At 50.7% G+C, this 23,965-nt stretch carries 23 protein-coding genes and 1 riboswitch; of the genes, 1 reads left to right on the top strand and 22 read right to left on the bottom strand.

The annotated features are described in order from the left end of the window. Positions 1-52 precede the first annotated feature (52 nt). Positions 53-1,543 (top strand): L-fucose/L-arabinose isomerase family protein, encoded by a 1,491-nt coding sequence (locus tag FZ040_RS08150; protein WP_149171528.1) that lies wholly within the window; start codon positions 53-55, stop codon positions 1,541-1,543. Between the two features lie 268 nt (positions 1,544-1,811). Here the strand turns inward: FZ040_RS08150 and FZ040_RS08155 are convergent, their stop codons facing one another. From FZ040_RS08155 to FZ040_RS08260, 22 genes are all read right to left on the bottom strand, one after another. Continuing rightward, positions 1,812-2,855 carry a sulfate/molybdate ABC transporter ATP-binding protein gene (locus FZ040_RS08155; protein WP_149171529.1) on the bottom strand — a complete coding sequence of 348 codons (1,044 nt, stop codon included), beginning with the start codon at positions 2,853-2,855 and terminating at the stop codon, positions 1,812-1,814. Next, on the bottom strand, positions 2,846-3,517 hold the full coding sequence (gene modB, locus FZ040_RS08160) for a molybdate ABC transporter permease subunit (RefSeq protein WP_149171530.1): 672 nt from the start codon (positions 3,515-3,517) through the stop codon (positions 2,846-2,848). The genes FZ040_RS08155 and modB overlap by 10 nt, the downstream gene beginning before the upstream one ends. Position 3,518: 1 nt before the next feature. Next, positions 3,519-4,313: a molybdate ABC transporter substrate-binding protein gene (gene modA / locus FZ040_RS08165; RefSeq protein WP_149171531.1), complete on the bottom strand. Its 795-nt coding sequence runs from the start codon at positions 4,311-4,313 to the stop codon at positions 3,519-3,521. Continuing rightward, a riboswitch (molybdenum cofactor riboswitch) is annotated at positions 4,309-4,438 on the bottom strand. Its footprint overlaps the gene before it by 5 nt. A gap of 82 nt (positions 4,439-4,520) precedes the next feature. Further along, entirely contained in the window at positions 4,521-5,270 is a 750-nt protein-coding gene (sigH, locus tag FZ040_RS08170; protein ID WP_074513679.1) for an RNA polymerase sporulation sigma factor SigH, read from the bottom strand. A 153-nt stretch (positions 5,271-5,423) separates the two neighbouring features. Further along, complete coding sequence (locus FZ040_RS08175) at positions 5,424-5,954, bottom strand: NYN domain-containing protein (protein WP_149171532.1); 531 nt, start codon at positions 5,952-5,954, stop codon at positions 5,424-5,426. Positions 5,955-5,958: 4 nt separating this feature from the next. After that, positions 5,959-6,753: a 23S rRNA (guanosine(2251)-2'-O)-methyltransferase RlmB gene (gene rlmB, locus FZ040_RS08180; protein ID WP_149171558.1), complete on the bottom strand. Its 795-nt coding sequence runs from the start codon at positions 6,751-6,753 to the stop codon at positions 5,959-5,961. Positions 6,754-6,868: 115 nt separating this feature from the next. Further along, positions 6,869-7,561 carry an FAD-dependent thymidylate synthase gene (gene thyX / locus FZ040_RS08185; protein WP_149171533.1) on the bottom strand — a complete coding sequence of 231 codons (693 nt, stop codon included), beginning with the start codon at positions 7,559-7,561 and terminating at the stop codon, positions 6,869-6,871. A gap of 3 nt (positions 7,562-7,564) precedes the next feature. Then, the gene (locus tag FZ040_RS08190; RefSeq protein ID WP_149171534.1) at positions 7,565-8,053 is read right to left on the bottom strand and encodes a Mini-ribonuclease 3; all 489 of its coding nucleotides are present in this window, start codon (positions 8,051-8,053) and stop codon (positions 7,565-7,567) included. Further along, positions 8,050-9,480: a cysteine--tRNA ligase gene (gene cysS / locus FZ040_RS08195; RefSeq protein ID WP_149171535.1), complete on the bottom strand. Its 1,431-nt coding sequence runs from the start codon at positions 9,478-9,480 to the stop codon at positions 8,050-8,052. The genes FZ040_RS08190 and cysS overlap by 4 nt, the downstream gene beginning before the upstream one ends. 40 nt (positions 9,481-9,520) lie before the next feature. Beyond that, the gene (gene ispF, locus FZ040_RS08200; RefSeq protein WP_149171536.1) at positions 9,521-9,997 is read right to left on the bottom strand and encodes a 2-C-methyl-D-erythritol 2,4-cyclodiphosphate synthase; all 477 of its coding nucleotides are present in this window, start codon (positions 9,995-9,997) and stop codon (positions 9,521-9,523) included. Next, the gene (gene ispD, locus FZ040_RS08205) at positions 9,997-10,770 is read right to left on the bottom strand and encodes a 2-C-methyl-D-erythritol 4-phosphate cytidylyltransferase (protein ID WP_149171537.1); all 774 of its coding nucleotides are present in this window, start codon (positions 10,768-10,770) and stop codon (positions 9,997-9,999) included. The genes ispF and ispD overlap by 1 nt, the downstream gene beginning before the upstream one ends. Before the next feature lie 78 nt (positions 10,771-10,848). Beyond that, positions 10,849-11,997: a PIN/TRAM domain-containing protein gene (locus FZ040_RS08210; RefSeq protein WP_149171538.1), complete on the bottom strand. Its 1,149-nt coding sequence runs from the start codon at positions 11,995-11,997 to the stop codon at positions 10,849-10,851. A 190-nt stretch (positions 11,998-12,187) separates the two neighbouring features. Continuing rightward, positions 12,188-12,682: a CarD family transcriptional regulator gene (locus FZ040_RS08215; RefSeq protein WP_149171539.1), complete on the bottom strand. Its 495-nt coding sequence runs from the start codon at positions 12,680-12,682 to the stop codon at positions 12,188-12,190. 234 nt (positions 12,683-12,916) lie between these two features. Beyond that, positions 12,917-13,882: an NAD(P)H-dependent glycerol-3-phosphate dehydrogenase gene (locus FZ040_RS08220; protein ID WP_149171540.1), complete on the bottom strand. Its 966-nt coding sequence runs from the start codon at positions 13,880-13,882 to the stop codon at positions 12,917-12,919. After that, positions 13,879-14,595 (bottom strand): tRNA threonylcarbamoyladenosine dehydratase, encoded by a 717-nt coding sequence (locus FZ040_RS08225; protein ID WP_439653913.1) that lies wholly within the window; start codon positions 14,593-14,595, stop codon positions 13,879-13,881. The genes FZ040_RS08220 and FZ040_RS08225 overlap by 4 nt, the downstream gene beginning before the upstream one ends. Positions 14,596-15,442: 847 nt before the next feature. Then, positions 15,443-16,585 carry a cell division protein FtsZ gene (gene ftsZ, locus FZ040_RS08230; RefSeq protein ID WP_149171542.1) on the bottom strand — a complete coding sequence of 381 codons (1,143 nt, stop codon included), beginning with the start codon at positions 16,583-16,585 and terminating at the stop codon, positions 15,443-15,445. A 379-nt stretch (positions 16,586-16,964) separates the two neighbouring features. Continuing rightward, positions 16,965-18,281, bottom strand: a complete 1,317-nt coding sequence (locus tag FZ040_RS08235; protein WP_149171543.1) for a histidine-type phosphatase — start codon at positions 18,279-18,281, stop codon at positions 16,965-16,967. Between the two features lie 120 nt (positions 18,282-18,401). After that, positions 18,402-19,172 (bottom strand): response regulator transcription factor, encoded by a 771-nt coding sequence (locus FZ040_RS08240; protein ID WP_149171544.1) that lies wholly within the window; start codon positions 19,170-19,172, stop codon positions 18,402-18,404. Then, entirely contained in the window at positions 19,144-20,865 is a 1,722-nt protein-coding gene (locus FZ040_RS08245) for a sensor histidine kinase (protein WP_149171545.1), read from the bottom strand. Before FZ040_RS08245 ends, FZ040_RS08240 begins: the two co-directional genes overlap by 29 nt. A 12-nt stretch (positions 20,866-20,877) precedes the next feature. Beyond that, positions 20,878-21,924 carry an ABC transporter substrate-binding protein gene (locus FZ040_RS08250; protein ID WP_149171546.1) on the bottom strand — a complete coding sequence of 349 codons (1,047 nt, stop codon included), beginning with the start codon at positions 21,922-21,924 and terminating at the stop codon, positions 20,878-20,880. 15 nt (positions 21,925-21,939) lie between these two features. Continuing rightward, positions 21,940-22,824, bottom strand: coding sequence for a DMT family transporter (locus FZ040_RS08255; protein WP_187620284.1), 885 nt, complete (start codon positions 22,822-22,824; stop codon positions 21,940-21,942). 23 nt (positions 22,825-22,847) lie between these two features. After that, on the bottom strand, positions 22,848-23,735 hold the full coding sequence (locus FZ040_RS08260; RefSeq protein WP_149171548.1) for a LysR family transcriptional regulator: 888 nt from the start codon (positions 23,733-23,735) through the stop codon (positions 22,848-22,850). Positions 23,736-23,965: the final 230 nt, after the last annotated feature.

The following is a 23,965-nucleotide window of genomic DNA, read 5'->3' on the forward strand; positions in this document are numbered from 1 at the left end:
ACGCACGCAAAAACAGTTATCTGTGTTATTATTTCATAAAGGAGCGTTTACCATGACAATGAGCAACATCCCAACTGTCAAATGCGGCATCATCTCGGTCAGCCGCGACTGCTTTATCATTTCCCTGTCGGAGAATCGCCGCCACGCGATTGTGGATAGTTACAACAAAAAATACGGTTCCCTTTACGAAGTAAAGAAAACCGTTGAAAATGAAACCGATATGCTCGCAGCCGTCAAAGAAGCCAAAGACGCCGGCTGCAATGCGCTGGTTGTCTTCCTCGGCAACTTCGGCCCGGAAACGCCGGAGACGCTGATTGCCAAAGAATTTGACGGCCCGGTCATGTATGTATCGGCCGCCGAGGAAACTGGCAAAGACCTCATCAATGGCCGCGGCGATGCTTACTGCGGCATGCTCAATTGTTCCTACAACTTAGGCATGCGTCACCTCAAAGCCTTCATTCCGGAATACCCGGTCGGCACGGCTGACGATATTGCCACGATGATTGCCGAATTCCAGCCGGTTGCCCGCACGCTCATCGGTCTTTCCCATCTCAAAATCATTACGTTCGGCCCGCGCCCGCAGGACTTCTTCGCCTGCAATGCACCGATTCAGCCGCTGTACGACCTTGGGGTCGAAATCGAGGAAAATTCCGAGCTTGACCTGCTCGTCTCCTATCGCGCGCATAAGGATGACCCGCGCATTACCGCTATCGTCGAAGAAATGGCCAAAGAACTCGGTCAGGAAGGCAATCCGTATCCGGAAATGCTGCCGCGCATGGCACAATTTGAACTCACGTTAAAAGACTGGATGGCAGAACACAAAGGTGCCCGCGATTACGTCGCCTTTGCCGATAAATGCTGGCCGGCCTTCCCGAAGGAATTCGGCTTTGAACCCTGCTATGTCAACAGCCGCATGGTTTCCCAGGGCATCCCGGTATCCTGCGAAGTCGATATTTACGGCGCTCTTAGCGAATACATCGGTCTCTGCGTCAGCAATGATGCCGTAACGCTGCTTGACATCAACAACAGCGTACCAAAAGACCTCTACGAATCCGACATCAAACCTTCGACGAACTACAAACTCGAAGATACCTTCATGGGCTTCCACTGTGGCAACACGCCGCTCTGCAAGCTCCGCAAAGGCGGCGTAAAATATCAGCTGATTCAGAACCGTCTGCTCGAAAACGGCGGCGAACCTGACTTCACCCGCGGCACTCTTGAAGGCGATATCGCCGCCAGCGACATCACTTTCTTCCGTCTCCAGAGTACCTCCGACGGAAAACTCCGCGCTTACGTTGCCGAAGGCGAAGTTCTGCCGACTCCGACGCATTCGTTTGGCGGCATCGGCGTTTTCGCCATCCCCGAGATGGGCCGTTTCTATCGCCATGTACTGATCAGCAAACGCTATCCGCATCATGGTGCCGTAGCCTTCGGTCACTTCGGCAAATCCCTCTGGTCCGTCTTCCAGTACCTCGGTATTGCTGACATCTCGTTCAATCAGCCAAAAGGCATGCTCTACCCAGATGAAAATCCTTTTGCCTGATTTCCTAAAAAAATACCTCCATAAAAAAAGCAGCTGCTCACGCAGCTGCTTTTTTGGGGTTGGGAAAAATATTATAGGGAAAAAACGGGAAAGTCCTCATAATGATAAAGGGGATTAACCATTATTCGAACTGTAATAGCAACAGGATAGCCTGTCCTAAATTACAATTTTATTATAATCACGGCGCCCCACGATAACAACATTCCCCTTTACAATTGAACGAACGTTACAAGAAAGCGCTCAATTTTAAAACATTGCTACAAACAGTTTATTGCTGCAAAACCATGATTTTTTCCGGTGGGAAATACAGATAGAGTTCGGTTGCGTCCTTTAGCTGCTGCCATTCCTTTTTAGGCAGTTCGCAGCGGATTGCTTTTCCGTCACTGCCAGCCTTCCGTACCATAACCAGCATCGAAAACGTATCCTCAATCACCTTGACGATATCAATCGGAATGGTATTTTCTCCTGGCTGGCGGCGAAATTCCAAAAAATGTGCACGGATACCGACGTATTTTATATCTTCGGCCACATCTCCTGCCAACAGGTCAAACTGCCAGTCCTCCGCCCGGACGTGATGCGCATCGAGCCGGCTCGCCGCCGAGACATTCTTGCAGCCGGTCAAAAGCGCTGCCGCTAGTGTCCCCGGCTTCTGGAACAATTCTTTTTTCTCGTGTACCTTCTCCATCTTCCCCTGGTTGATGACCGCCACCGTATCGGCCAGACGATATACCTCGCCGCGGTCATGAGAAACTAGCAGCGCCGTTCCCTCATAAGACGGCAATACCTTGCCAAGTTCCAATTCCAGCTGCCATTTCAAATAACTGTCCAATGCCGAAAACGGCTCGTCCAGCAGCAGCAATTCCGCATCCGATGCCAGGATTCGGGCAAACGCCGCCCGCTGCTGCTGCCCGCCAGAAAGTTCAGCCGGATAAGCATCCGCGAGTTCCAGCAGGGAAAACCGTTCCAGATTCGCCTGCACCTTCTCATCCTTTTGGGCTGCGGTTCCGCCAGCAGCAAAGCGGATATTTTCACGAATCGTCATGTTGGGAAACAACGCATAATTTTGAAACAAATACCCTACGCGCCGCTTTTGCGGGCTCAGGTTGATTTTCTTGTCACTATCATAGAGCACACGTCCATTCAAGACAATGGAGCCGCTATCCGGTGTTTCGATGCCCGCAATACACTTCAGCGTCATGCTCTTGCCGCAGCCGGATGCACCGAGCAGGGCAAACACTTCATCCTTCACGGAAAAATCAGCCGCCAGCGTAAAATTGCGAAGCTTCTTTTTTATCCGCACCGTTAATTCCATAAACAGCCCCCCTTGCCACTGCGTGCAATCCACCAATTCATCAGCACGACAAAAAACAGCGAGAAGAACACGATCACCATGGCCCAATCAAAGGCCAGCGCATAATCATTTGCCTGAACGGCGGCATAAATCGCCGTACTCATCGTCTGTGTTTTCCCCGGGATATTGCCCGCAAACATGATGGTGGCGCCAAATTCCCCTAACGCCCGCGTAAACGAGAGGACCAGCCCCGCCAAAATCCCCGAACGGGCATTGGGAAGCAAAATGTGCCAAAAGATGCGCCACTCGGATGCACCCAGCGTCCGCGCCGCATATAAAATATTGGGATCCAGCTGCTCAAAAGCGCCGCGCGCCGTCCGGTACATGAGCGGCAATGAGACGACAATAGCCGCGATGACGGCAGCCTTCCAGGTAAATACCAGCGACACATCCCATTGCAGCAAAAACTTTCCAAGTACACTGCGCTTGCCCAATAACAGCAATAAGAAAAAGCCAACAACCGTCGGCGGCAGCACCATCGGCAACGTAATAATGGCATCAGCCAGGCCCTTCAGGCGGTTCATGCGCACCACCATCCAAGCCAGACCGATGCCGGCAAAAAACGTCACCACGGTTGCTGCGCCAGCTGTCTCCAGCGTAATGACCAGCGGTGATAATTCCATATCATTTTACCTCAAACCCATATTTTTCAAACAGCTTCTTACTTGCATCACTGGACGCAAAGGCAAGAAAATCCTTGGCGGCATCGGTATGCTGTGACGCCTTGAGCACTGCCGCCGGATAGATAATCGGCTTATGCGTGTCTGACGGCGCTTTGGCCACTACGCGTACGTTATCCGATACGGCCGCATCGGTTGCATAAACTACACCGCACTCAGCTTCTCCGGTCTCCACCCAGGAAAGCACCTGACGGACATCGGAACCATAAACAGCCTTTCCCTTGACATCCTCAAGAATGCCAAGTTTCGTGAATACTTCCTCCGAATACTGGCCCACCGGCACCCCTTTGGGTTCGCCGAGCGCAATGTGTTTAATATCCCCGGCGGTAACCTGCTTGAAATCGTTCAGGTCATTGCCGCCCTCTTGGGGTACGATGAGCACGACTTCATTCTGCAACAAATCGCGGCGCGTCCCCTCAAGCAGCAAGCCCGCTTTGTCGAGTGCATTCATCTGCTTTTGCGCTGCCGAGAAGAACAAATCGGTCTCACCGCCATTTTCGATAGCCTGCTGCAAAGCCCCTGAGCTGCCAAAGTTGAATACAATCTTGACGTTTGGATGCTCCTTTTCGTAGGCAGCTGCCATCTCTTTCATGACGTCCGTCAGACTGGCGGCTGCCGAAACATGCAGCTCAATCGTTCCCTTTTCGGCAGCCGCGGAAGAATCCGCCGCCTGCTGGCCGCCACAGCCTGACAAGACCATCATGGCCATCGCCATCATCCATACCAAAATCTTTTTCATCCGTTATTTTCCTCCTTTTCAAAACGGAAGGGAGCGCGGTTTCCTGTGCTCCCCTGTGGGTATTACCCAGGCGCAGCATCATAGCGCATGACCTTAGATGCTTTTGCTCGGAGTTACGGTATTCATTATACGATACTGGCGAGAAAAAAACTATAGCAAATCTCACAACAAAAGAGCTCCTGCCCAAAAGGCAGGAGCTAAAACAACTCAGTGATTCAAGCCATCATTATCTTTTACACCACGCAAGCGGCGGTTGATAGAGCTAAGGCCACGGTAGACCGTACTAATGTCAATCTCATCTCCACGGTTTTCCATGTACTTTTCTAACTTGCGTTTCACCCGCTGAAGCGCATTATCAATCGATTTGACATGACGATCCAACTCTTCGGCAATCTCCTGATAGGATTTTCCATCAAGATAGCTCATCAGAACCTTCCACTCTAAGTCAGACAGAATCTCTTCCATTTTTTTCTCAATATCAATAAATTCCTCTCGACTGATAACGAGGTCCTCCGGATCGGCTGCCTTTGCACCAGACAACACGTCCAGAAGGGTTCTGTCTGAATCCTCATCGTAAATCGGCTTGTTAAGCGAGATATACGAATTGAGCGGTATGTGCTTCTGACGAGTCGCCGTCTTGATAGCAGTGATAATCTGACGCGTCACACAAAGCTCTGCAAATGCCCGGAACGAGGACAATTTATCGTTACGGAAGTCCCGAATGGCCTTATAAAAACCAATCATTCCCTCCTGGATGATATCCTCATGGTCCGCTCCAATCAAGAAATAAGAACGAGCCTTGGCACGTACAAAGTTCCGATACTTATGGATAAGATAATCGAGTGCGACCTTATCGTCATTGTCTCTGATTGCTAAAAGAATTTCTTCGTCTGTCAGCTTAGCGAATCCCCCATATAAATCATCACTAAATAGTTCTGTAGTACGTTCTGCTTCCATCGCACTTTCCCCTTTGCTGAAAACCCCCGTTTTCAATTTATAACTCCCCTAATAAGGAAATTATACTCCCTCTTTGTTGGTATCGTCAAGAAATCCTCTAGGACTTTAGAACTATCATTAAGCAATAAAAGGACAAATCCCATCACAAATTCATTAATGACGCATTTTCCTTAAAATATCCAATTTTTTGACGGTCTCACTATCCAAACGGTCTTCAACTTCTAATCGTGTGACGGGAAGGGTTACATGACCCAGATATTCTTTCTTCAATTGCTTTTTGGCCCGGCAAACTGCCTTCCGGAATTCCAGCGAAGGAATCCGGTAAGCTCCTGCACCTAATATCACGCTCTGCTCGGCTCCATCCGAAGTCACCACATGAACCTCCCGGCCTTGGCGGACAGAATCATACGCCAGCCGTTCAATCCGGCTGTCCGCCGTTTCTCCTTCGCCTGTATAGATGATTTTCAGATGTGCATTGACTTGCTCGCAATGTTCTTCGTCATCGGTAAACATCGCATCGAATACAATCGTGATATCGTATTTTTCGTACGCTCCATATTCCGCCAGCTGATGAACCAGCTGGTCCCTGGCCTCTGATAAATCGTTGCGCAAGCGGATAAGTTCCGGCCAGGAATTGATGACGTTATAGCCATCAATGATATAGTGCTCCCTTTTCCTGCTCATAAAATCAGCCCTTCTTTGCCAAGCGCTGGCGCATAGATTCATACATAAGGATTGAGCCAGCAACCGATGCATTAAGCGAATTGATTTTGCCTACCATCGGCATTTTGACGATGAAGTCACAAGCTTCCTTCGTCAGGCGGCTCATTCCTTTGCCTTCGCTGCCGACTACTAGGACTAAAGCCCCTGTTAGATCAGCTTCATTATAGTTTTGGCTGCCATCCATATCTGCTCCAGCCACCCAGAACCCCTTATCTTTGAGTTTTTTTAGTGTCTGGGCTATATTTCCTATACGAGCCACAGGTACATATTCAATTGCTCCAGCCGAAGTCTTGGCTACCGTCGCCGTAAGCGGCACACTGCGGCGCTTCGGAATCAGCACACCATGTACCCCCGTAGCATCAGCCGTGCGCAGCAGTGCCCCGAGATTGTGCGGGTCTTCCAATTCGTCGAGCAGCAGCAGAAATGGCGCTTCGCCCTTTTCTTCGGCGGCCTTTAAGATATCGTCGAGCTCGGCATAGGCAACGGGTGCCACATAAGCCATAACGCCCTGATGACGAAGCCCTCCGGCTACCGATTCAATCTTGCTGCGGTCCACAAACTGCGTGATAACCCCGCGCTCCTTTGCCATCGCCAGTATTTCGCCAATCGAACCCTCGCGATCGCCCTCAGCAACGAATAATTTGTTGATGGTCCGGCCAGCCTTTAAAGCCTCAGCAACGGCATTGCGGCCAATCAATACATCCTCGGGCAGCTCCCGTTCCTTCGCCGGATTATCCCGGCGCGCAGCGGCGGGGTTCATCTGACGCCCGGGATGTTTTTCACGCTGCTTGCCCCGTTCCCGTCTCTCCGCCTGTTCCTGACGGCCTTTCCCGCTGTGCAAAGGCTTTTTCTTATTCTCACGAAACTCTCTCATATCAATCCTTCTCCCGAAGTTTCAGCATCTCCTGAAACTTGCCACAGGTCATTGCCCCTTCCGGGCAGCGCCCCGTATTCACACAGCTCGCACCGGCATTGTGGAACAGGGTTGGTGCCACTTTCTTAACTTCTGCCAGCATCTTGTAAGCCATTTCACGAATCTCCCACTGCGCGCGGTTGCAGCAGCGCAGATTAAAGAAATGAAGCAGCGAGCGGGCGTTCATCGTCACGAGGATTTTCGTCTCCGTGGCATTGGCCAGCACATAGCGGGCATCTTCCTTCGGAACCCCCATCTCGGTGAGTTCATCATACGTCTTGCGGATTTCTGCCAACAGTGACTCATACTTTGCCTTCGCCTCCGGCTTTTCGGCAATCGTCGGCGGCGTAATATACTCAAAGCCATGGGCCGCAACGTAGCGCTGCGACTGCTGGTCGTAAGAAGCGATGCGATGGCGCACGAGCTGATGGGTTAACACGCGGCTGACGCCCTCGATGCCAAAAGTGAACGTCACGTGCTCAATCGTCGAACCATGCCCAAGCGTTACCATCTTCCGCACCATTTCCTTCGCCTTTTCCTCGCTGATTTTCTCAGCCAGCTCCTCTGCTCCGGCCGAGGAATAGCAAAGGCGGGCAGCCATTGCCACCACATGCTCCGGATTTGGCGTATATTCCAACAACTTGACTTTAATCATAGATTAATTCTTACTCCTTATTTCCTTCATCATAGCCTTTGATATCACTTGGAACGAAGCTTCTGCCAGTTCGTAGAGCCGTTCATTCTGTTCTGACAGATAGAGGCTCCCCAAAAGTGCCTCAAAACCAGTACTTGCATGATATTCAGCAACGCTCGCACTGCGTGGGGCATGGCTTTTGGCATTGCGGCCACGGCGATAGATTCCCTTTTCTTCCTCCGTGAGCATTTCTTCGATGCCACGATAGGCCTTTGCCTGCCAAACTGCCGATACAATCTGGGCACTGAAAGAATGAAGTGCCTGTACCTTGCACTGCTCATAAGACAGCAGGCGCGTACGGACATAGAGATGAAAATAAGCATCGCCTACATACGCCAGCACCAGCGGATTTAGCTGTTTGACATCGACATCGCGGTAGCGTTGTAAGATACCGTCAGCACCATCGGGCTCAAACATCATGTCGACGAGTTTCTGAAAATGTTCAAACTTCATGCTTTTTTCCACCGTGCCCCATTTGGCGTATCTTCGATAACGATACCAACTTCCTTGAGTTCATCGCGAATCTTATCGGCAATCGCCCAATTCTTTTCCTTGCGGGCATCCTGACGAATACCGATGATGAGTTCCATCAGTTTATCGGTAAGGCCATCATCAGCAGCTGCCTCTTCCTGCTCAAAAATACCGATAATCGAAGCCATCTCAAGGTAGATTTCGCTGACGCGGGCAAAACCAGCGGCATCGTAATCAACGCCTTTATTCATAACTTCCTGATAGTAAATATTGATATCTTTCGAAAGGCCAAACAGCTGGCTGATAGCCAAGGCCGTATTGAAATCATCATCCATGGCCTCATAGAAGTTCTGGCGGTATTCTGCGGCCTTAGCTGCCAAATCTTTAGCGGTATCGGAACTGCCCTCTTTTTTCAGCAGTTCATCCATAAAGGATTTGGACTGCGCCAGACGCCCCAGGCTTACCTGTGCCTCCTTGAGGCGTTCGTCACTAAAGTCCAGCGGGCTGCGGTAATGAGTCTGCAGGATAAAGAAACGTACCACTTCGCCCGGATATTCCTTGAGGATATCCTTGACCGTAAAGAAGTTGTTCTTCGATTTGGACATCTTCTCATTGTGAATCGTAATGAAACCATTGTGCAGCCAGTAGTGCGCAAAGCTGTGCTCATCGCCGATGCAGGCCTGGGACTGCGCAATCTCATTTTCATGATGCGGGAAAATAAGATCACTGCCGCCGCCATGGAAATCAAATTTCTCGCCGAGATATTTCAGCGACATCGTGGAACACTCAATGTGCCAGCCCGGACGGCCTTTTCCCCACGGGCTGTCCCAGCTCGGCTCGCCCGGTTTGGCCGATTTCCAAAGGGCAAAATCCATCGGATGATGTTTGCGCGTATCGACCTCAATGCGGGCACCAGCCTGCATATCCTCCAATTTGCGGCCGCTGAGCTTGCCATAACCGGCAAATTTTTCCACACTGTAGAAAACATCGCCGTTATCCACAGCATAAGCATAGCCGTTGTCGATAAGCTGCTGTACCATCGCAATGATATCCGGAATTGTCTCACTGACCCGCGGATATACATCGGCCCGCTTTACGTTGAGGGCATCCATCGCTTCAAAATAAGCCTTGATATAGCGGCCGGAGATATCACTCCACTGCAGTCCTTCTTTATTGGCCGTATTGATGATTTTATCATCGACATCCGTGAAGTTCTGGATGTAATGAACGGTATATCCTTTTTTCGCAAAATAACGGCGAATGACATCCCAGGTAACAAAGGGGCGCGCATTGCCGATATGCGGATGATTATACGGCGTTACACCACAGCAGTAGATGCTCACTTCGCCTTCTTTGAGCGGCTTGAACTCTTCCTTACTGCGTGACATGGTGTTATAGACTTTCAGCATTTTTCTTCCTCCAACTATCTTACCGGCGCTGTTACAGGCGTCAGGCTTTTTCAATTCCGGCTACGGCATAAGCAGAAATGCCCTGCTCCGTTCCGGTAAATCCTAATTTCTCTTCCGTGGTAGCTTTGACATTTATCTGGTCGGATTCCACTCCGAGCACCCGGGCAATGTTATCGTTCATCTGTGGAATGAAGTCTTTCATCTTCGGCTTCTGCGCAACGATGGTTGCATCCACATTGCCAACTTTGTACCCCTTTTCCGTCAAAAGCTCCATGACATGTGCCAGCAGTTTCATGCTGTCGGCCCCCTCAAACCGCGGGTCTGTATCCGGGAAGTGACGGCCAATATCGCCAAGGGCGGCTGCGCCAAGCAGCGCATCAGCAATCGCATGCAGCAGTACATCGGCATCCGAATGCCCCAGCAACCCCAGCGTATGCGGAATTTCCACACCGCCGACAATCAGCTTCCGCCCTTCTACCAGGCGATGGACATCATAGCCCATTCCAAATCGCGTCATCACTTTTCCTCCTTCTGACGATGAGGCAGTTTTCCTCGCATCGTCTCCTTGGCAAACTTGGCCGCCAAACGAACCGTATCGAGCATGCTTCCCTTTTCCTGACGCAGGAAAGCCTCGGCAATCAGCAAATCCTCCGGTGTCGTCACCTTGATGTTGCTGTATTCACTCATGACAACATGGACGGGGCGTCCCAGACGCTCCACCAGACTGGCATCGTCTGTCCCCAGGAAGCCATCCGCTTCGGCCTTGATGTTCGCCTCGAGCAAAATCTGTTTGCGGAATCCCTGCGGCGTCTGTACCGCCCACAATGTCGAACGGGCCGGCGTTGACTTTACAACGCCCTGTTCCGATACCACTTTGATGGTATTTTTTTCTGGAACAGCGGCAATTGCCCCGCCATGTTCTCTGGCCGCCGCAATAACCGCTTCAATGGTCTTGACCGTTACCAATGGCCGGGCGGCATCATGAACCAGAACCACATCGGCCTCCGAATCTACCTGTTTCAGGCCATTCCAGACCGAATACTGTCGTTCCGAACCACCTTCCGTTACCTTCCAGGGCTTCAGGCCAGAAAATTTTTCCAAGAGCTCCGTCACCGGCTCTACTTCCTCGGCGCCTACTACTACGATGAGTTCTCCTACCTCCGGCACCGCCGAAAATTTCTGCAAGGTGCGAATCAGCATGGGTCTATCGGCTAATTCGAGAAAAACCTTATTGATTCCGGCGTTCATCCGCTTGCCCTGTCCCGCTGCGGGGAAGATAACACTGACCATTCCCATCACTCCTAATATAGCCTCAGATAGCCTTCTCCCATTTTGCCGCCCAAGGCATCATAGGAGAAGGCTATAGCTTCAATTTTTTGGTTTTGCGAAAATCATCCGGCCGGCTGCTGTCTGCAATGCCGACGTAACTTCCACTTCAATCATCTCATTCATGAAACGATGGCCGCCCTCAATGACAATCATCGTCCCATCATCAAGATAGGCAACCCCCTGTCCGGGTTCTTTGCCCGCTTTGACCACCGTCACCTGCATGTTCTCACCGGGGATAACCACCGGTTTAACGGCATTGGACAACTCATTGATATTGAGGACTTCCACGCCACGCAGCTGGGCCACCTTGTTCAGGTTAAAGTCATTGGTGATAATCTTGCCGCCTACCTGCTGGCCAAGGCGCACGAGTTTGGAATCCACTTCCGCAATATCCTCAAAATCCACATTGGTCACTTCTACCTTTACCCGGGTGCCCTGACGAATGCGCTGAAGGATATCCAAGCCGCGCCGCCCCCGCGTGCGTTTGAGAACATCCGATGAGTCCGCGATATGCTGCAGTTCCTCCAGCACAAATACCGGAATCAGCAGTGTTCCTTCGATAAACCCGGTATCACAGATATCGGCGATGCGCCCATCGATAATTACGCTGGTATCCAGCAATTTATACTGGGTGTCTCCCGTAAGCTTGGGAGCTTCTTCTGCCGAAGCCGCTTTCGCAGGCTCATGATTTTTCGCCACGGCCTTCATAAACTTTGGAATAAAGTCAAACGCTCCGGCGAGCTCCTTGCGCTTGCGAATCATAATCGTGATTCCCAAATAGCCAAATACGATACTAAAGATGACCGGGATATACTCACCGACAACCGGGATTTTAGAAAAGGCATAGCCCAAAAGATTAGCAAAGATAAGTCCGAGAAGAAGTCCCACCGCGCCGGCAATCACATCGTGAGTCGGCATCTTATTCAGCTGTACTTCCACCTTGGCAGAAAAACGCTTGAGCTTGTGGATAAAATACGACGAGAGGACAAAGCCAATGACTCCGCCTAAAACTGCTCCGAGCAGGATGCACACAAAACCAGCCACCGTGAGTTTAATCCACCCCATATCCGCCTGAAGAATCTCCGTACTGATAAAAGACGTCAGCAAGGGAGATGCCAGGTTCAAGAGGGCACCACCAGCAATTGCCATAAACAACGTAATAAAAAAACGCAATACACGATCCAGCATACTTCCACCTCCTTTCCTACTTATATAATGATACTATAAAATCAGTATAGACAATTTATCCCTGTACTGTCAACCTAACGGCGGCAATCCCGCCGATTCTTAATCAAATGCCAATCTCCTGCGGTTGGCATTGTCCTGCGATACAAAAAGAGGGCTGTACCATTCGTACAACCCTCTTTCCAGGCGGGAATCAATGTTTGTAACGATTCTGGGCTAAAATATCTTCCAGCCAGTTTTCGACTTCCTCCGGAGTCTTATGACAGGCGTATACCAGTTCACTGACCAGGATTTGTTTGGCAAGGTCCAACAGACGGCGTTCCCCTGAGGAAATCTTCCGTCTTTGATCCTGAAGAATCAAATTGCGGGCAACAGCAGCCACATCACAGATATCTCCACTTTTCATCCGGTCAAGATTCTCATGGAAGCGCTTATTCCAGCTTCCCATGGCCCGTTCAGGCTTATCCTCAAGCACATTCCGGACCTCTTCCACCTGGGAACTCGAGATGACATCACGCAAACCAATGTTATCGACATTGTCGGTGGGAATCATCACCTTCATATTCCCGAGTGGCATCTGAAGAACATAATACGATTTTCCTTCACCCAGAACTTCACAATTCTCGATTCCGGCAATCACACCGGCGCCATGCATCGGATAGACCACCTTGTCTCCTACCTGCAGCAAACACACACCCCCTATAATCAATATGACGTGGCAGTACCAAATGCTGCCTGCCTCTATATTATAACATTATTTTCAATGAATTTCAAAAGCAAATCTTGTATTTTAGCATACAAATATATTCGAGTCAAGAGCAGTGTGTCATAAATATTATAAATTGAGGAAATTAATTGTGAAAATACAAAAATTGCGGAATCAGGCATTGTACCCAATTCCGCAATATATCCCACCAGAACCTCAAGCCAGTTCCGATTTCGTCTGCCGTAAAAAAAGCTGTGTCAACTGTTCTTTCGGGTCTTTGTGATTGTGGACAATTTCATAAACCGTCGCACAAATAGGAAGTTCTACCTGATATTGTTCAGAAAGCTCCATCAGCGCCTCAACCGTATATACCCCTTCCGCCAGTTTAGCAAACGGCTTGCCGATAATTAGGTCTTCCCCGAAACGGCGGTTGTTGCTGTGCGGCGAAAACAGCGTTGCTTCATAATCGCCCAGATGAGAAAGTCCATAGACCGTCATCTTATCCCCACCCATCTTTTCAATGAGCCGGGATAATTCCCTCGTACCACGGGCCATCAAAGCGCCCTTGAGGCTGCCGTAACCGAAACCGTCTAACATGCCCGCAGCCAGTCCCACGACGTTCTTCGCCGCAGCGCCGATTTCCGTTCCCAAGAGGTCTTCGCCATAATAAAAGCGGATGAGCGAACTCGAAAACGAATCGACCAATTCTTTGGTCAAATCCATATCATCGGAGGCGATGACCATGCAGTTAGGAACCTTCCGGATAAAGTCCTGGACATGGCCAGGTCCCACCCAGACAGCCACCGGCACCTCGTCACCGACGGCCTCATGGAAAACTTCTGACAGGCGTTTGCCCGTGCCGATTTCCAACCCCTTCATGCAAAGGACAAAGCGTTTACCGGCCAGATTTCCCAAAGCCTTGAGCTGTGCCCCAAAGCTGCGCAGCTGCTGGCTGCTGATCGAAATCACGATTGTATCCGCATGCTCTACCGCACGCTTTAAATCATCCGTCAGCGAAACGGCTTCCGGCAGCTCCAGATATTCATTCTTGTGCTGCTCTTTCAATTCCTGCAAATGCTTGGAGCCCTTGCGTCCCCAAAGCATCACATCATGGCCAATAAAATTGGCATACCATGCATGGAATGTCCCCCAACGGCCACACCCCAGAACTGTTACCTTCATGCCGATACCTCCGTTTTTGCGCCGGTTATATCGCGTACCACCTCACCGGCGATAATCAGCCCGACAACTGACGGGACAAAGGAAATACTGCCAGGAACCGCCCGCTTCTTATCACAGTTATTGGCACTTCCCGGCGGGCAGATACAATTTTTGCCGCAGCCGCTCTGCTTGACAGCCAACGGCTTTTCCTTGGAATAAACCACTTTGAGCTTCTTCACGCGGTTCTCTTTCATTTTTTTGCGCATAACACGGGCAATGGGGTCCACGCTGGTTTTGTAGATATCCGCTACCTCAAACTTCGTCGGGTCCAGTTTATTGCCAGCGCCCATGCTGCAGATAATCGGGATATTGAGGTCACGGCATTGCAGCACAAGGTTGATTTTTCCCGTAACCGTATCAATTGCATCTACCACGTAATCATAATGCTGCGTGAAAAATTTATCGGCATTTTCCGGCAGGTAGAAATCCTCGATGGTATCGACCACCGCCTTGGGATTGATATCCAGGATACGCTCTTTCATCATCTGCGTCTTCGCCTGGCCAACCGTCTTTGACGTGGCATGAATCTGGCGATTGATATTCGTCAAACAAATAAGATCGTTATCAATCAGCACCAGATGACCTACGCCAGCTCTTGCCAATCCTTCGGCGACGAAAGAACCAACACCACCGACGCCAAAAATCGCCACCGTGCTGTTTGCCAGTTTCTCCATTCTCTCTTCTCCCAGCAAAAGTTCCGTACGGGAGAATCTACCTAAATTACTCAACACATTAATCCTTTCTCGTCCTCTAATAAACACTATAATTATAACGCCGTTGTTCTAGTTTTTCCACCAGCAAAACTTTCTCATCGATACGATCAAAAAAGGGCTGTGAAATTACAGTTTGCAGGGGAGTAATACCCAGTTCATGTTCGAGGTAAGTCGCCGGCGACGGGGGCCCCAGTACCAACGCTCCACCGGTGACAACCCGCTACAAGAAATTTTTGCCTTTTAATTAAGAGTTGGAAAACAGTTAAACGCGCTTCGCTTGGACGAAACTGCTTTTCCAACGAGAACGCAGGCAAAAATTTCTTGCTTCACGCGGAACGTCAAGGCTACGCTTATGGTACTGGGGCCCCCGCCGCCTCGGTTAGAGCTGGCACGAAGCTACTATGCCCTCGGAGGGTGAAGCTTGGGGAAACTCGCCACATCCTCAGCCGCCGCTAGGGGCAGTGCCATAAACGAAGCGTTTGATGTTTTTCGTGAAGAACGAAATTTTTATCCTCACCGTTCGTCGAAAAATTGCTACCGTTCAAGCGAAGCGCGTTTTGCAACTTTTTCGATGCTTAATTAAAGATAAAAATTTCGTTTAGGAAAACATCTCCCGCGTAGTGTTGGCACTGCCCCTAGCGGCGGCGAAGAGCTGATTCGAATGAGATTCTTGTAACCTGCAAACTGTAATTTGTAAAAAGTGCGTAGATAAATTCATAGAAGCCTCCATAAGGTAAATGAATCGATCTTATGGAGGCTTCTATATTTTATGTCAATATAAAGGTTTTTTCACAGTCCCTCTTGATAATTATTTCTCTTCTTTATCATCCACCGTCAGACGAAATGCCGGAATCGCAAAGGCTCCGGAAGACTTCTCCTCCGTCTTGGCAGCCGGTTTGCTCATGAATGACGGCGTATCCAGGGAAAAGGTCTCCTTTTTCACCTTGCTTTCCGGAACCTTTACCGTAGGTGATTTCATCACGACGCTGTCGACAAAATCCGTAGCAATAATCGTTGCCTGAACTTTGCCGCCCCTCGAGTTATCGATGACCGTCCCCAGAATGATATTGACCTCTTCATCCGAGTTATCCATGATGTAACGGGTTGCCTCATCCACATCGTAGAGACTCAGACTGCTGTCGCCCGTAAGGTTGAGGATAACTCCCCGTGCCCCCTTGAGTCCTTTTTCGATAAGCGGGCTCTCGGCGGCAGCTTTTACCGCATCCATAGCACTGCGGTTGCTGCTGCCAATTCCAAGCAGTGCATCACTGCTGTCACTCTGGCGGAAGATGGTCGTGACATCTGCGAAATCGACATTGATAACGCCCGTCGTGAGAATCAGCTCCGCTACACAATTGATGGCCTGCTTGAGCACCTTGTCCGCTGCTTCGAACGCCGATACCAGCGTCATCCGGCGATTTTCCGGCAGCTTCATAAGATTGTCATTTTCCACGGCAATCAGCGCGTCCATCTGGGATTGCATCTTCACGATGCCTTCCATAGCCGTGCGTTTTTTGCGATTTCCCTCAAACGAAAATGGAACGGTCACAACGCCAACCGATAAAAGTCCCATTTCTTTCGCCATCCGGGCCACCACGGGTGCAGCACCAGTACCGGTGCCGCCGCCCATGCCAGCCGTGACAAAGACGAGGTCTGCTCCATTGAGCGCATCTTTGATTTTCTTTTCCTCAGCTTTTGCCGCCTTTTCACCCAGCGCTGCATCACCACCGGTACCGCGTCCACGCGTCAATGACTCACCGATTTGAATACAGCGTACGCCTGCCTGATCTACCAACTGCAATTGTTTGGCATCCGTATTGATGGCAATGAGTTCAATCTCTAAATCGTTATGCTGTCCCATGCGCATAAGAACGCTATTGCCGCCACCACCGACGCCAAACACCTTGATTTTGACTTTTGGTTTTATGATTGATGTTTCATCTGCTGTCATGGAACATTCCCCTCTCATTTCAACATACTTTTATAACTATTCTCCACAATCAGGGGCTATTCCTGCCTATCGCGCAAGAAAAGTCGTCACACCTATTTCCTTGGCAAAAAAAGAAGCAGGGCTGCCTATATAAGCAGTCCTGCCTCTTCTCTCTCCACCTGTCTATCCACAGATTCAGCTGAAGAGGAATACCGCCAAACAAGCCAGAACAATTTTCAAGCTGTCAAGCTTCACGCCAAACACTTCCTAACTCCGCATCCAGCTTAATATTCGCATCTAGCAATAGATTCACCGTTTATACCGATTATACACTTGTGCCCGCAAAATAGCAATGCTAAAAAAAAAGAAAGATGCCACCGCGGCACCTTTCTTTTCTCCCTTATGCTGCTTTCTTTTCTGCTGCCGGCACATCCTTCGGCAGTTTATCGTAGGCACTGATGGCTTCCGCAAAACGCTGCTGAACATCCTGCAGGCGGTAAAGGCCATCTTTATTTTCCGTTAGGCCCTTGAGTTTGACCGGATAGATTTTCGGCGGGTTGTTAAGGTCTAACATCTCACGGTCACGCAGCTGGCTCGTCGACTGATACACCATGTTAAGTGATGCGTAGCTTGCACCATCCTTGCCAGCCCATTTCTCAACAACCAGTTTGCAGCCGATTGGCGTCTTCTTCTCAATGCTATCCGGAAGCTCATACGGTTCTGCGTCCAACGCAGCCAGAACACTGGCAATATTGGAATCATGCCCGCAGAGGAAGGTGAATTTACGGTCTTTCAAGGACAGTTCCTTATTCATCTCCTGCAGCAGCGGATGCGCAACATTTACCGCCACCGACGGCGCTGTGAACAATACATCGCCATAGATATCCTTGACACTGGCGATTGTTTCCCACTCGCTCTGCTTTAGTTTGTGACCAAAAGCCGCCTTTACGGGGTCTTTTTCTTCATAATACTGCAGGATAAACGCATCGCTGGCAGAATTTGCCTGTTTTAACGAGCCTTTCATAGCTGGTTCCTTGTTCAAATCGAGGATAATCTTCAAATCATCATCCCGGAATTTTGTCATGCCATCTTTTTGGGCTGCTGGCGATTTGGCAAGGTCCAGGACTTTTTCCATCAACCGGTACTGCTTATCCATGTTCTTGCCGATGCCCTGTAAACCGTCTTTCCCGCCCATGGCACTGATTTCCTGCATCGCCTGCGCGCGGAATGCCTCACTGACAAAAGTCAGCTGCGGGTTGAACACCGGGTCCATCTTGCTCGGCGCGTATTTGTGCTCGATTTTGACATTTGCTACCGGCAGCATGCCGCTGGAGAAATACTGTGCCGTCGCAATGGTGCGCTGCATGGAATTGGCATAAAACCGCACTACGCCATTTTCCGGCTGATAGTTTTCCGGCATCAGGCCCTCGGCCACCGCGTATTTGCGGAAATACTGGCCCATCATCGTCTCCAATTCGCCGCCGCGGAGCGAAAGCTCACTCGGAGCAGACGTCCAGTTAAACCAGCTGTGCGGCGTCAGTTTTGCCAAAGCAGAACCATTGCCGCTAAGGGGGGAACGGATATTATGGCGGCTCAATACCACCATTTCTTGAAGCTTATATTGCGATTCAAAAGCATCGGAATGCGGAGCTGCCGCAGCAATAGTTCCGGCAGCCATAAGAGTCAGACAACAAAGCGAAGTCAAACGTTTTAACATAAATTCATCCTCCTAAACCGATTGTTCCCAAAGGCAGTTTTCAGCGCTGAATTCTTTATCTGTCTGCATTTTATCAAATACCATCCGCACAAACAATACTGAATAATACACAATTATCCCCTATTTTGAACCAAGCTCTCCATCCTTCTCCCGGTCGCCGCCTGCTAAAAGCTCACTTGGCGCCATTCCCAGATAGCGTTTAAACACCTGGCAAAAATTCTTATAATCACTGAATCCGCATTCTTCTGCAACCTCATAGATACGCCAGGTTCCTTCCTTCAGCATGACAATGCTCTGTTGCAGCCGGTATTTGGCCAGCAGGCTGCTGAACGTATTTTCTGTCTCCTCCTTGAGTTTCCGCGACAGATAGCTGACCGATACCTGCTGTTTTTCCGCAATCGGTTCTAAACTGATGCGCTGCTGCCAGCTTTTTTCAATCACTTCCACGACTGCCCGCACATAAGGGTTCCGGCTATCCCGCGCCGCCGAAAGCTCCCGTTCAAACGGCAAAGCGGAATCGCCCCGCTCTTCCGAGAGACGTTTCATAACGGCCGCCAATTCATCTTCATCCACGGGTTTTAGCAGATAGTCATCCACATGAAGGCGCATCGCTTCGCGGGCATATTCAAAGTCCGCATGACTGGTCAAAAATACAACCTGGATTGACGCGTCAATTTCCTGTAATCGCCGCGCAAGTTCCAAGCCATCCATAACCGGCATCCGCACATCGGTCAGAACCACATCCGGAGGCACCTTGGAAATTACTGCCAACGCTTCTTCCCCATCGGCCGCACTGCCACAGACTTCGGCCCCCATCGCCTGCCAGTCTATCGTTTCGATAAGCCCCCGCCGGATGATTTCTTCATCTTCTACGATTACCAGTTTCAGCATTTCTCTTTCCTTCCTCTCTGAGAATCGGCAGCACAAGCATCACTTCCGTTCCGCCTGCTTCCCGTTGTTTCACCTGAACGCCATACGGTTTACCATACATCAGCCGGATACGCCGGTGAATATTGTAGACGCCCATATGGACGGAATCATTCTCCTCCGACTCCAGCAATGCCTGCAGCCTCGCAAAGGTTTCCGGCTCCATGCCGCGCCCTTGGTCACCGATACGGATTTGAAGCGTGTCTTCACAAAACTCCGCTTGCAGTAAAATCGCAATTTTGCCCTTGGCATCTGCTCCATATTTGACCGCATTTTCCAGCGCTGGCTGGAAAATCAGCTTGGGAATCTCACAGCCAAGGCTTTGCGGGTCGATTTGTTCCCGATACTCCAGCCGCGAGCCGAAGCGAAGCTGCTGGATTTCCACATAGCCCCGCACATAGGCCAAATCGTCGGCGAGGCTCACCCGCCGGACCGTGTTGTCGATGCTGTAACGCAAAAGTTTCGACAGCGATTTTATCATGCGAATGGCGGCATCACGGTCGAGCTTCACCATGAACTTGATATTTTCGAGGGTGTTGAACAGAAAGTGGGGATTAAACTGCGACTCCAGCTGCCGGATTTCCGAAATCACCGAGGCCTTGGCCTCTTCTTCGTTCTTCTTCATCAGTTCCTGCAGGCTTCGGGTCATGTGTTCATAAGATTCCTGCACCACGGCCAGGCCGCTTGACGGCTGAAGTTTCAGCGGGTGCGTCCAGTCGCCCGTTTTCACAGCGGCAAAGGCTTCCACCAGCTCGTCGATGGATTTGGCTTTTCCCCGGCTTTCCCGCAGCACACTGACGCCGATAATCGGAACCATCAGGATAAAGAGCGCCACCAAAAAGCCAGCACCTAACACATAGCGCGAAAGAAGATTGGTTACCGGCGTGACCGACAGAACGGCAAACCCATGGCCGATTTCCTGCCCCGTCGAGTAAAAAAGCTGCTGATCATAATGAACCAATGAGGCCTTGGTATGCGAAAAAGCTGCGGGAACTTTCCCTTCTGCTGTCTCCTGGCTCCACGGAAACAGCAGATTGTCAAACCGGTCCAGCAGGATAACATCCTGCTTGCCGCCGCTCAGCTGATTCTGCAAAACACTCCCTGGCATTACCAACAGGATAAAGCCCTCGAGCCGCCCGGCCTGTCTTACCGCTTTTCCCATGAGCAAATAACGGTTCGACCGATGAGAATCCCCGGCCAATTCAGCCTGCAGTTGGTCCGATTCACTCAGTCGCTGCAGAATCCCCCACTCCCCGGATAAATCCTGCAATCCCTCCGGCAGCCGCTGACGGCTGCCTGCCGCCACCTTCCCCTGGTTGTCGAGCAGATAAAAACCAAGACCGGTATCGGTGCTGTCAAGCTCCGGGTAAACAGCCGCCATGACATTTGCCCGGCTGTTTCCATCGCACTGGATGGCTTCGATGCTGTTCGGCGTCTTGTCGAGCTGTTCGGCAATGCGCCCGATTCTTCTGGAACCATCCTCCATGACCGTTTGTATCCCACTGACCAGCTGCTGGCGATGACGGGCATTGTCTTCGACCACATAATGCTGCCAGCTGACCACAATCAGCAATAATCCCGCAACAGTCAGCAAAAGCACGGGAAGGAGTGCATACTTCCATAGAGCCTGCCGCAGTTCATCTTGAAATTGATGCATAGCGCCTTCTCCTTATTCCTTCGTCCCGTAAAAAATCCGCCGGAACCGTTCCAGCCACTGCTGACGAATCTCCCCGGTATCCCCGGCATCAGCCGAAATCATTACGAGATTATCCTTCTCCTGCAGCCCCTCCGGAGCCGCAACATCCTTGCGCACACTCCGCCGGTGAAGATTCCGGGCAATATATGACTGCGCACCATGCCCCGTGATAAAATCTACGAACTGTTTGGCCGCAGCCATATGTTTGGCGTTCCGGATGATATACACGCCATCCGGTTCGCTGATAACGCCTTCCTTCATGTAGACAATCCGTACCGGCGCTCCTAAGCGCTGATAGGTGAGCGCTGCTTCCTCAAAGGTACATCCTACCACATAGCGCCCGCGCGCCACTCCTTCGTAGACATCAGCGGAGCTATCCAGCAGCCTGCCATCAAGATTGGCCGAAAGGGCACGGATATATTCCCAGCCCTGTTCCGGATTGCCATCTCCCATCGCATAAAGCATATTGATAATCTGCTCGTACGAAGACGACGACACGGCCGGGTCCGCCATGGCGATTTTGCCACGCAGCCGCGGATTTAATAAATCGGCATATCCCCCGATGGGTAAATCGCCGGCCAAATCCGTATTTACCAGCAATACACTGGGCACATCGGTAAATCGCGTCAGACTTCCTTCGCGGTTCCTAAACTCCGGGCGCATCATCGCCTCATTGACGGACTCATACTCTTCGAACAAGCCGGCATCGGGCTTTATCATCGAAACCGAGCCGCCCCAAAGGATATCGGCCTGCGGATTTTCCTGCTCCTCCCGGACGCGCTGCAACAATTTTCCTGTACCACCGTTCACGAGACGCACCCGGACCCCTGCCGACTTCTCGAACTCATCCAGCAGCGGCTGGGTAAATTCCAGCGGATGCGGCGAATAAATCACGAGCTGTGGCAAATCCTCCTCCGCTTTAGCCGGCTCATCCAGCTGCTGCCAGCTGAAGCACATCCCCAACACGGCCACCAGCACCAACAGGACCATGGCCGTCCGCCAACGCTTCTTGTTCCCCATCTTCTCGTCCCCTTGTTATCGTTTTCTGCCCGCGAATAACAACCTTGACTGCGTGAGCAAAACACCTGCCATCATCAACGCACAACCGGCAATCTGCGCACTGCTCATGATTTCTCCCAAAATGAGCCAGCTCGACACCGCACCGAAGACAGCTTCAAAGCTCATGACAATTGCCGCCGGTCCCGGGTCTGTATATTTCTGCCCGACAATCTGCAGGGTGAAGGCTACACCGCCAGACATGACACCGCCATAAAAAACAGCAAACCAGGCATCCATAATCGGTGCCCATTCGATGGTCTCAAACAGCAGTGCCGCCAAGGTACTGCCCAGCCAGCAAACCGCAATCTGGGCAGTTGAAAGCTCAATGGCATCCACGCGCTCGGCATAGCGGTCGATAAACAATATCTGCGCCGCCCAAAACAGTGCACTTAGCAGCACCAAGCCATCGCCAAAGCTCAAGGATAATTCCCCGTGAATCGAAAGCAGGTAAAGCCCCACCAAGGCCACCCCTGCCCCAGCCCAATTTTCGCCGAAGATTTTCTTGCCGAGCAAAGCCGCCCCCATCGGAACCAGGATGATGTATAACGCCGTAATAAAGGCCGTCTTGCCCGCAGTCGTATAAAGCATCGCCACCTGCTGCAGCGACGTTCCCACGAACATGATTGATCCCGCACCAAACCCGGCCCGCCAGCCAGGATGATAAAGCCCCTGCTGTTTTTGCCGTTCCCGCTTTTTCCGCTGAAGCCACCAGAGCCCGATTAAAAACAAAAAACCGAGAAAATAACGTGACATCGCGTAGGTAAATGGCCCTAAGCCTTCCATTCCCACCATCTGCGCGACAAAAGTCGTTCCCCAGATGAACGCCGCCGCTAGCAGCAATAACAATCCTTTTATCTGCATAATAACGCCTCAATCCCAAACCTTCACTCCGCATCCTGATGGTCGCGGAAATAATTAATCGTAAACTGCTGAAAACAAATTGCCGCCGGCGTCAATGGCCGCCGGGTATTCCAGGCAATTCCCACCGCCCGTTTGCAGGCGGGGAACGATACAGGAATATAACTTACCCCCATCTGTTCCGTACAGGGAATATGTGGCAGCAGGCTCACACCAAGTTTTGCCGCCACCAGTGAAATCAGATTGTGAACCTCATCGCCTTCGAATATTACTTGTGGCTGGCTCTCCGCCAAATCAAGCAATTGATTGACCTGCTGCCGGAGGTTGTACTCCGTCTTCAAGGTGATGAATGGCTCGCCATCAATTTCCTCAAGCCGCACCGTCTCCCGCTGTGCCAATGGATGCGAATCCGGCACCACCAGGAAAAGTTCCTCTGACCAAAGATACATCCAGGCAATGTCATCCCCATTTAACATCGAGCAGAGGCAGATATCCGTATCGCCTTCCATAATCTCCTCGGACATCACGGCCGAATTTTGCTGATTCAGCTTAATGCCAACATGCGGATACCGGGCATGAAACCGGCTGAGAATCAACGGCAGATAGGTATCGCCCAGCGAATGAAGAAACGAAACGCTCACGGTTCCCTCGCCGCCATTATCCATCTTGATTTCCTGACGGGCCACCTCCATCTCACGGAGTACCCGGTCGACATGGAACAGGAATTTTTCTCCCGCTTCCGTCAGTTCAGTTTCTTTTCCATGACGGCTCAAAAGGGTCGTTCCGAGTTCCTGTTCCAGTTTGGCAATGGAGCGGCTGAGCGCCGATTGGGATACCAGAATGGATTTGGCTGCCTGGGTAAAATTCTTATGGCGCGCCAAAGCCTGAAAATATTTTAATTGCGTTAACTCCATTGTCGTTACGTCTCCTCCAACAAAATTTGACCGGTCAATTTGCATCACATGCATAACAAAATATAGATAGCTATATTATACGAAGTAAAATCAGCTCTTTCAAGAAACGTATGTGATTTTCGATGATTTTTATGCATAGTTATCGTGATGTTTTCTCATATATGCACTGTTTTGTGTCCATTTAGTTTTAATATGCATCTTTTGCAAAGGTTCCGTGCCTATTATGCATT

Source organism: Pseudoselenomonas ruminis, assembly GCF_008271295.1.
GTDB lineage: Bacteria > Bacillota > Negativicutes > Selenomonadales > Selenomonadaceae > Selenomonas_A > Selenomonas_A ruminis.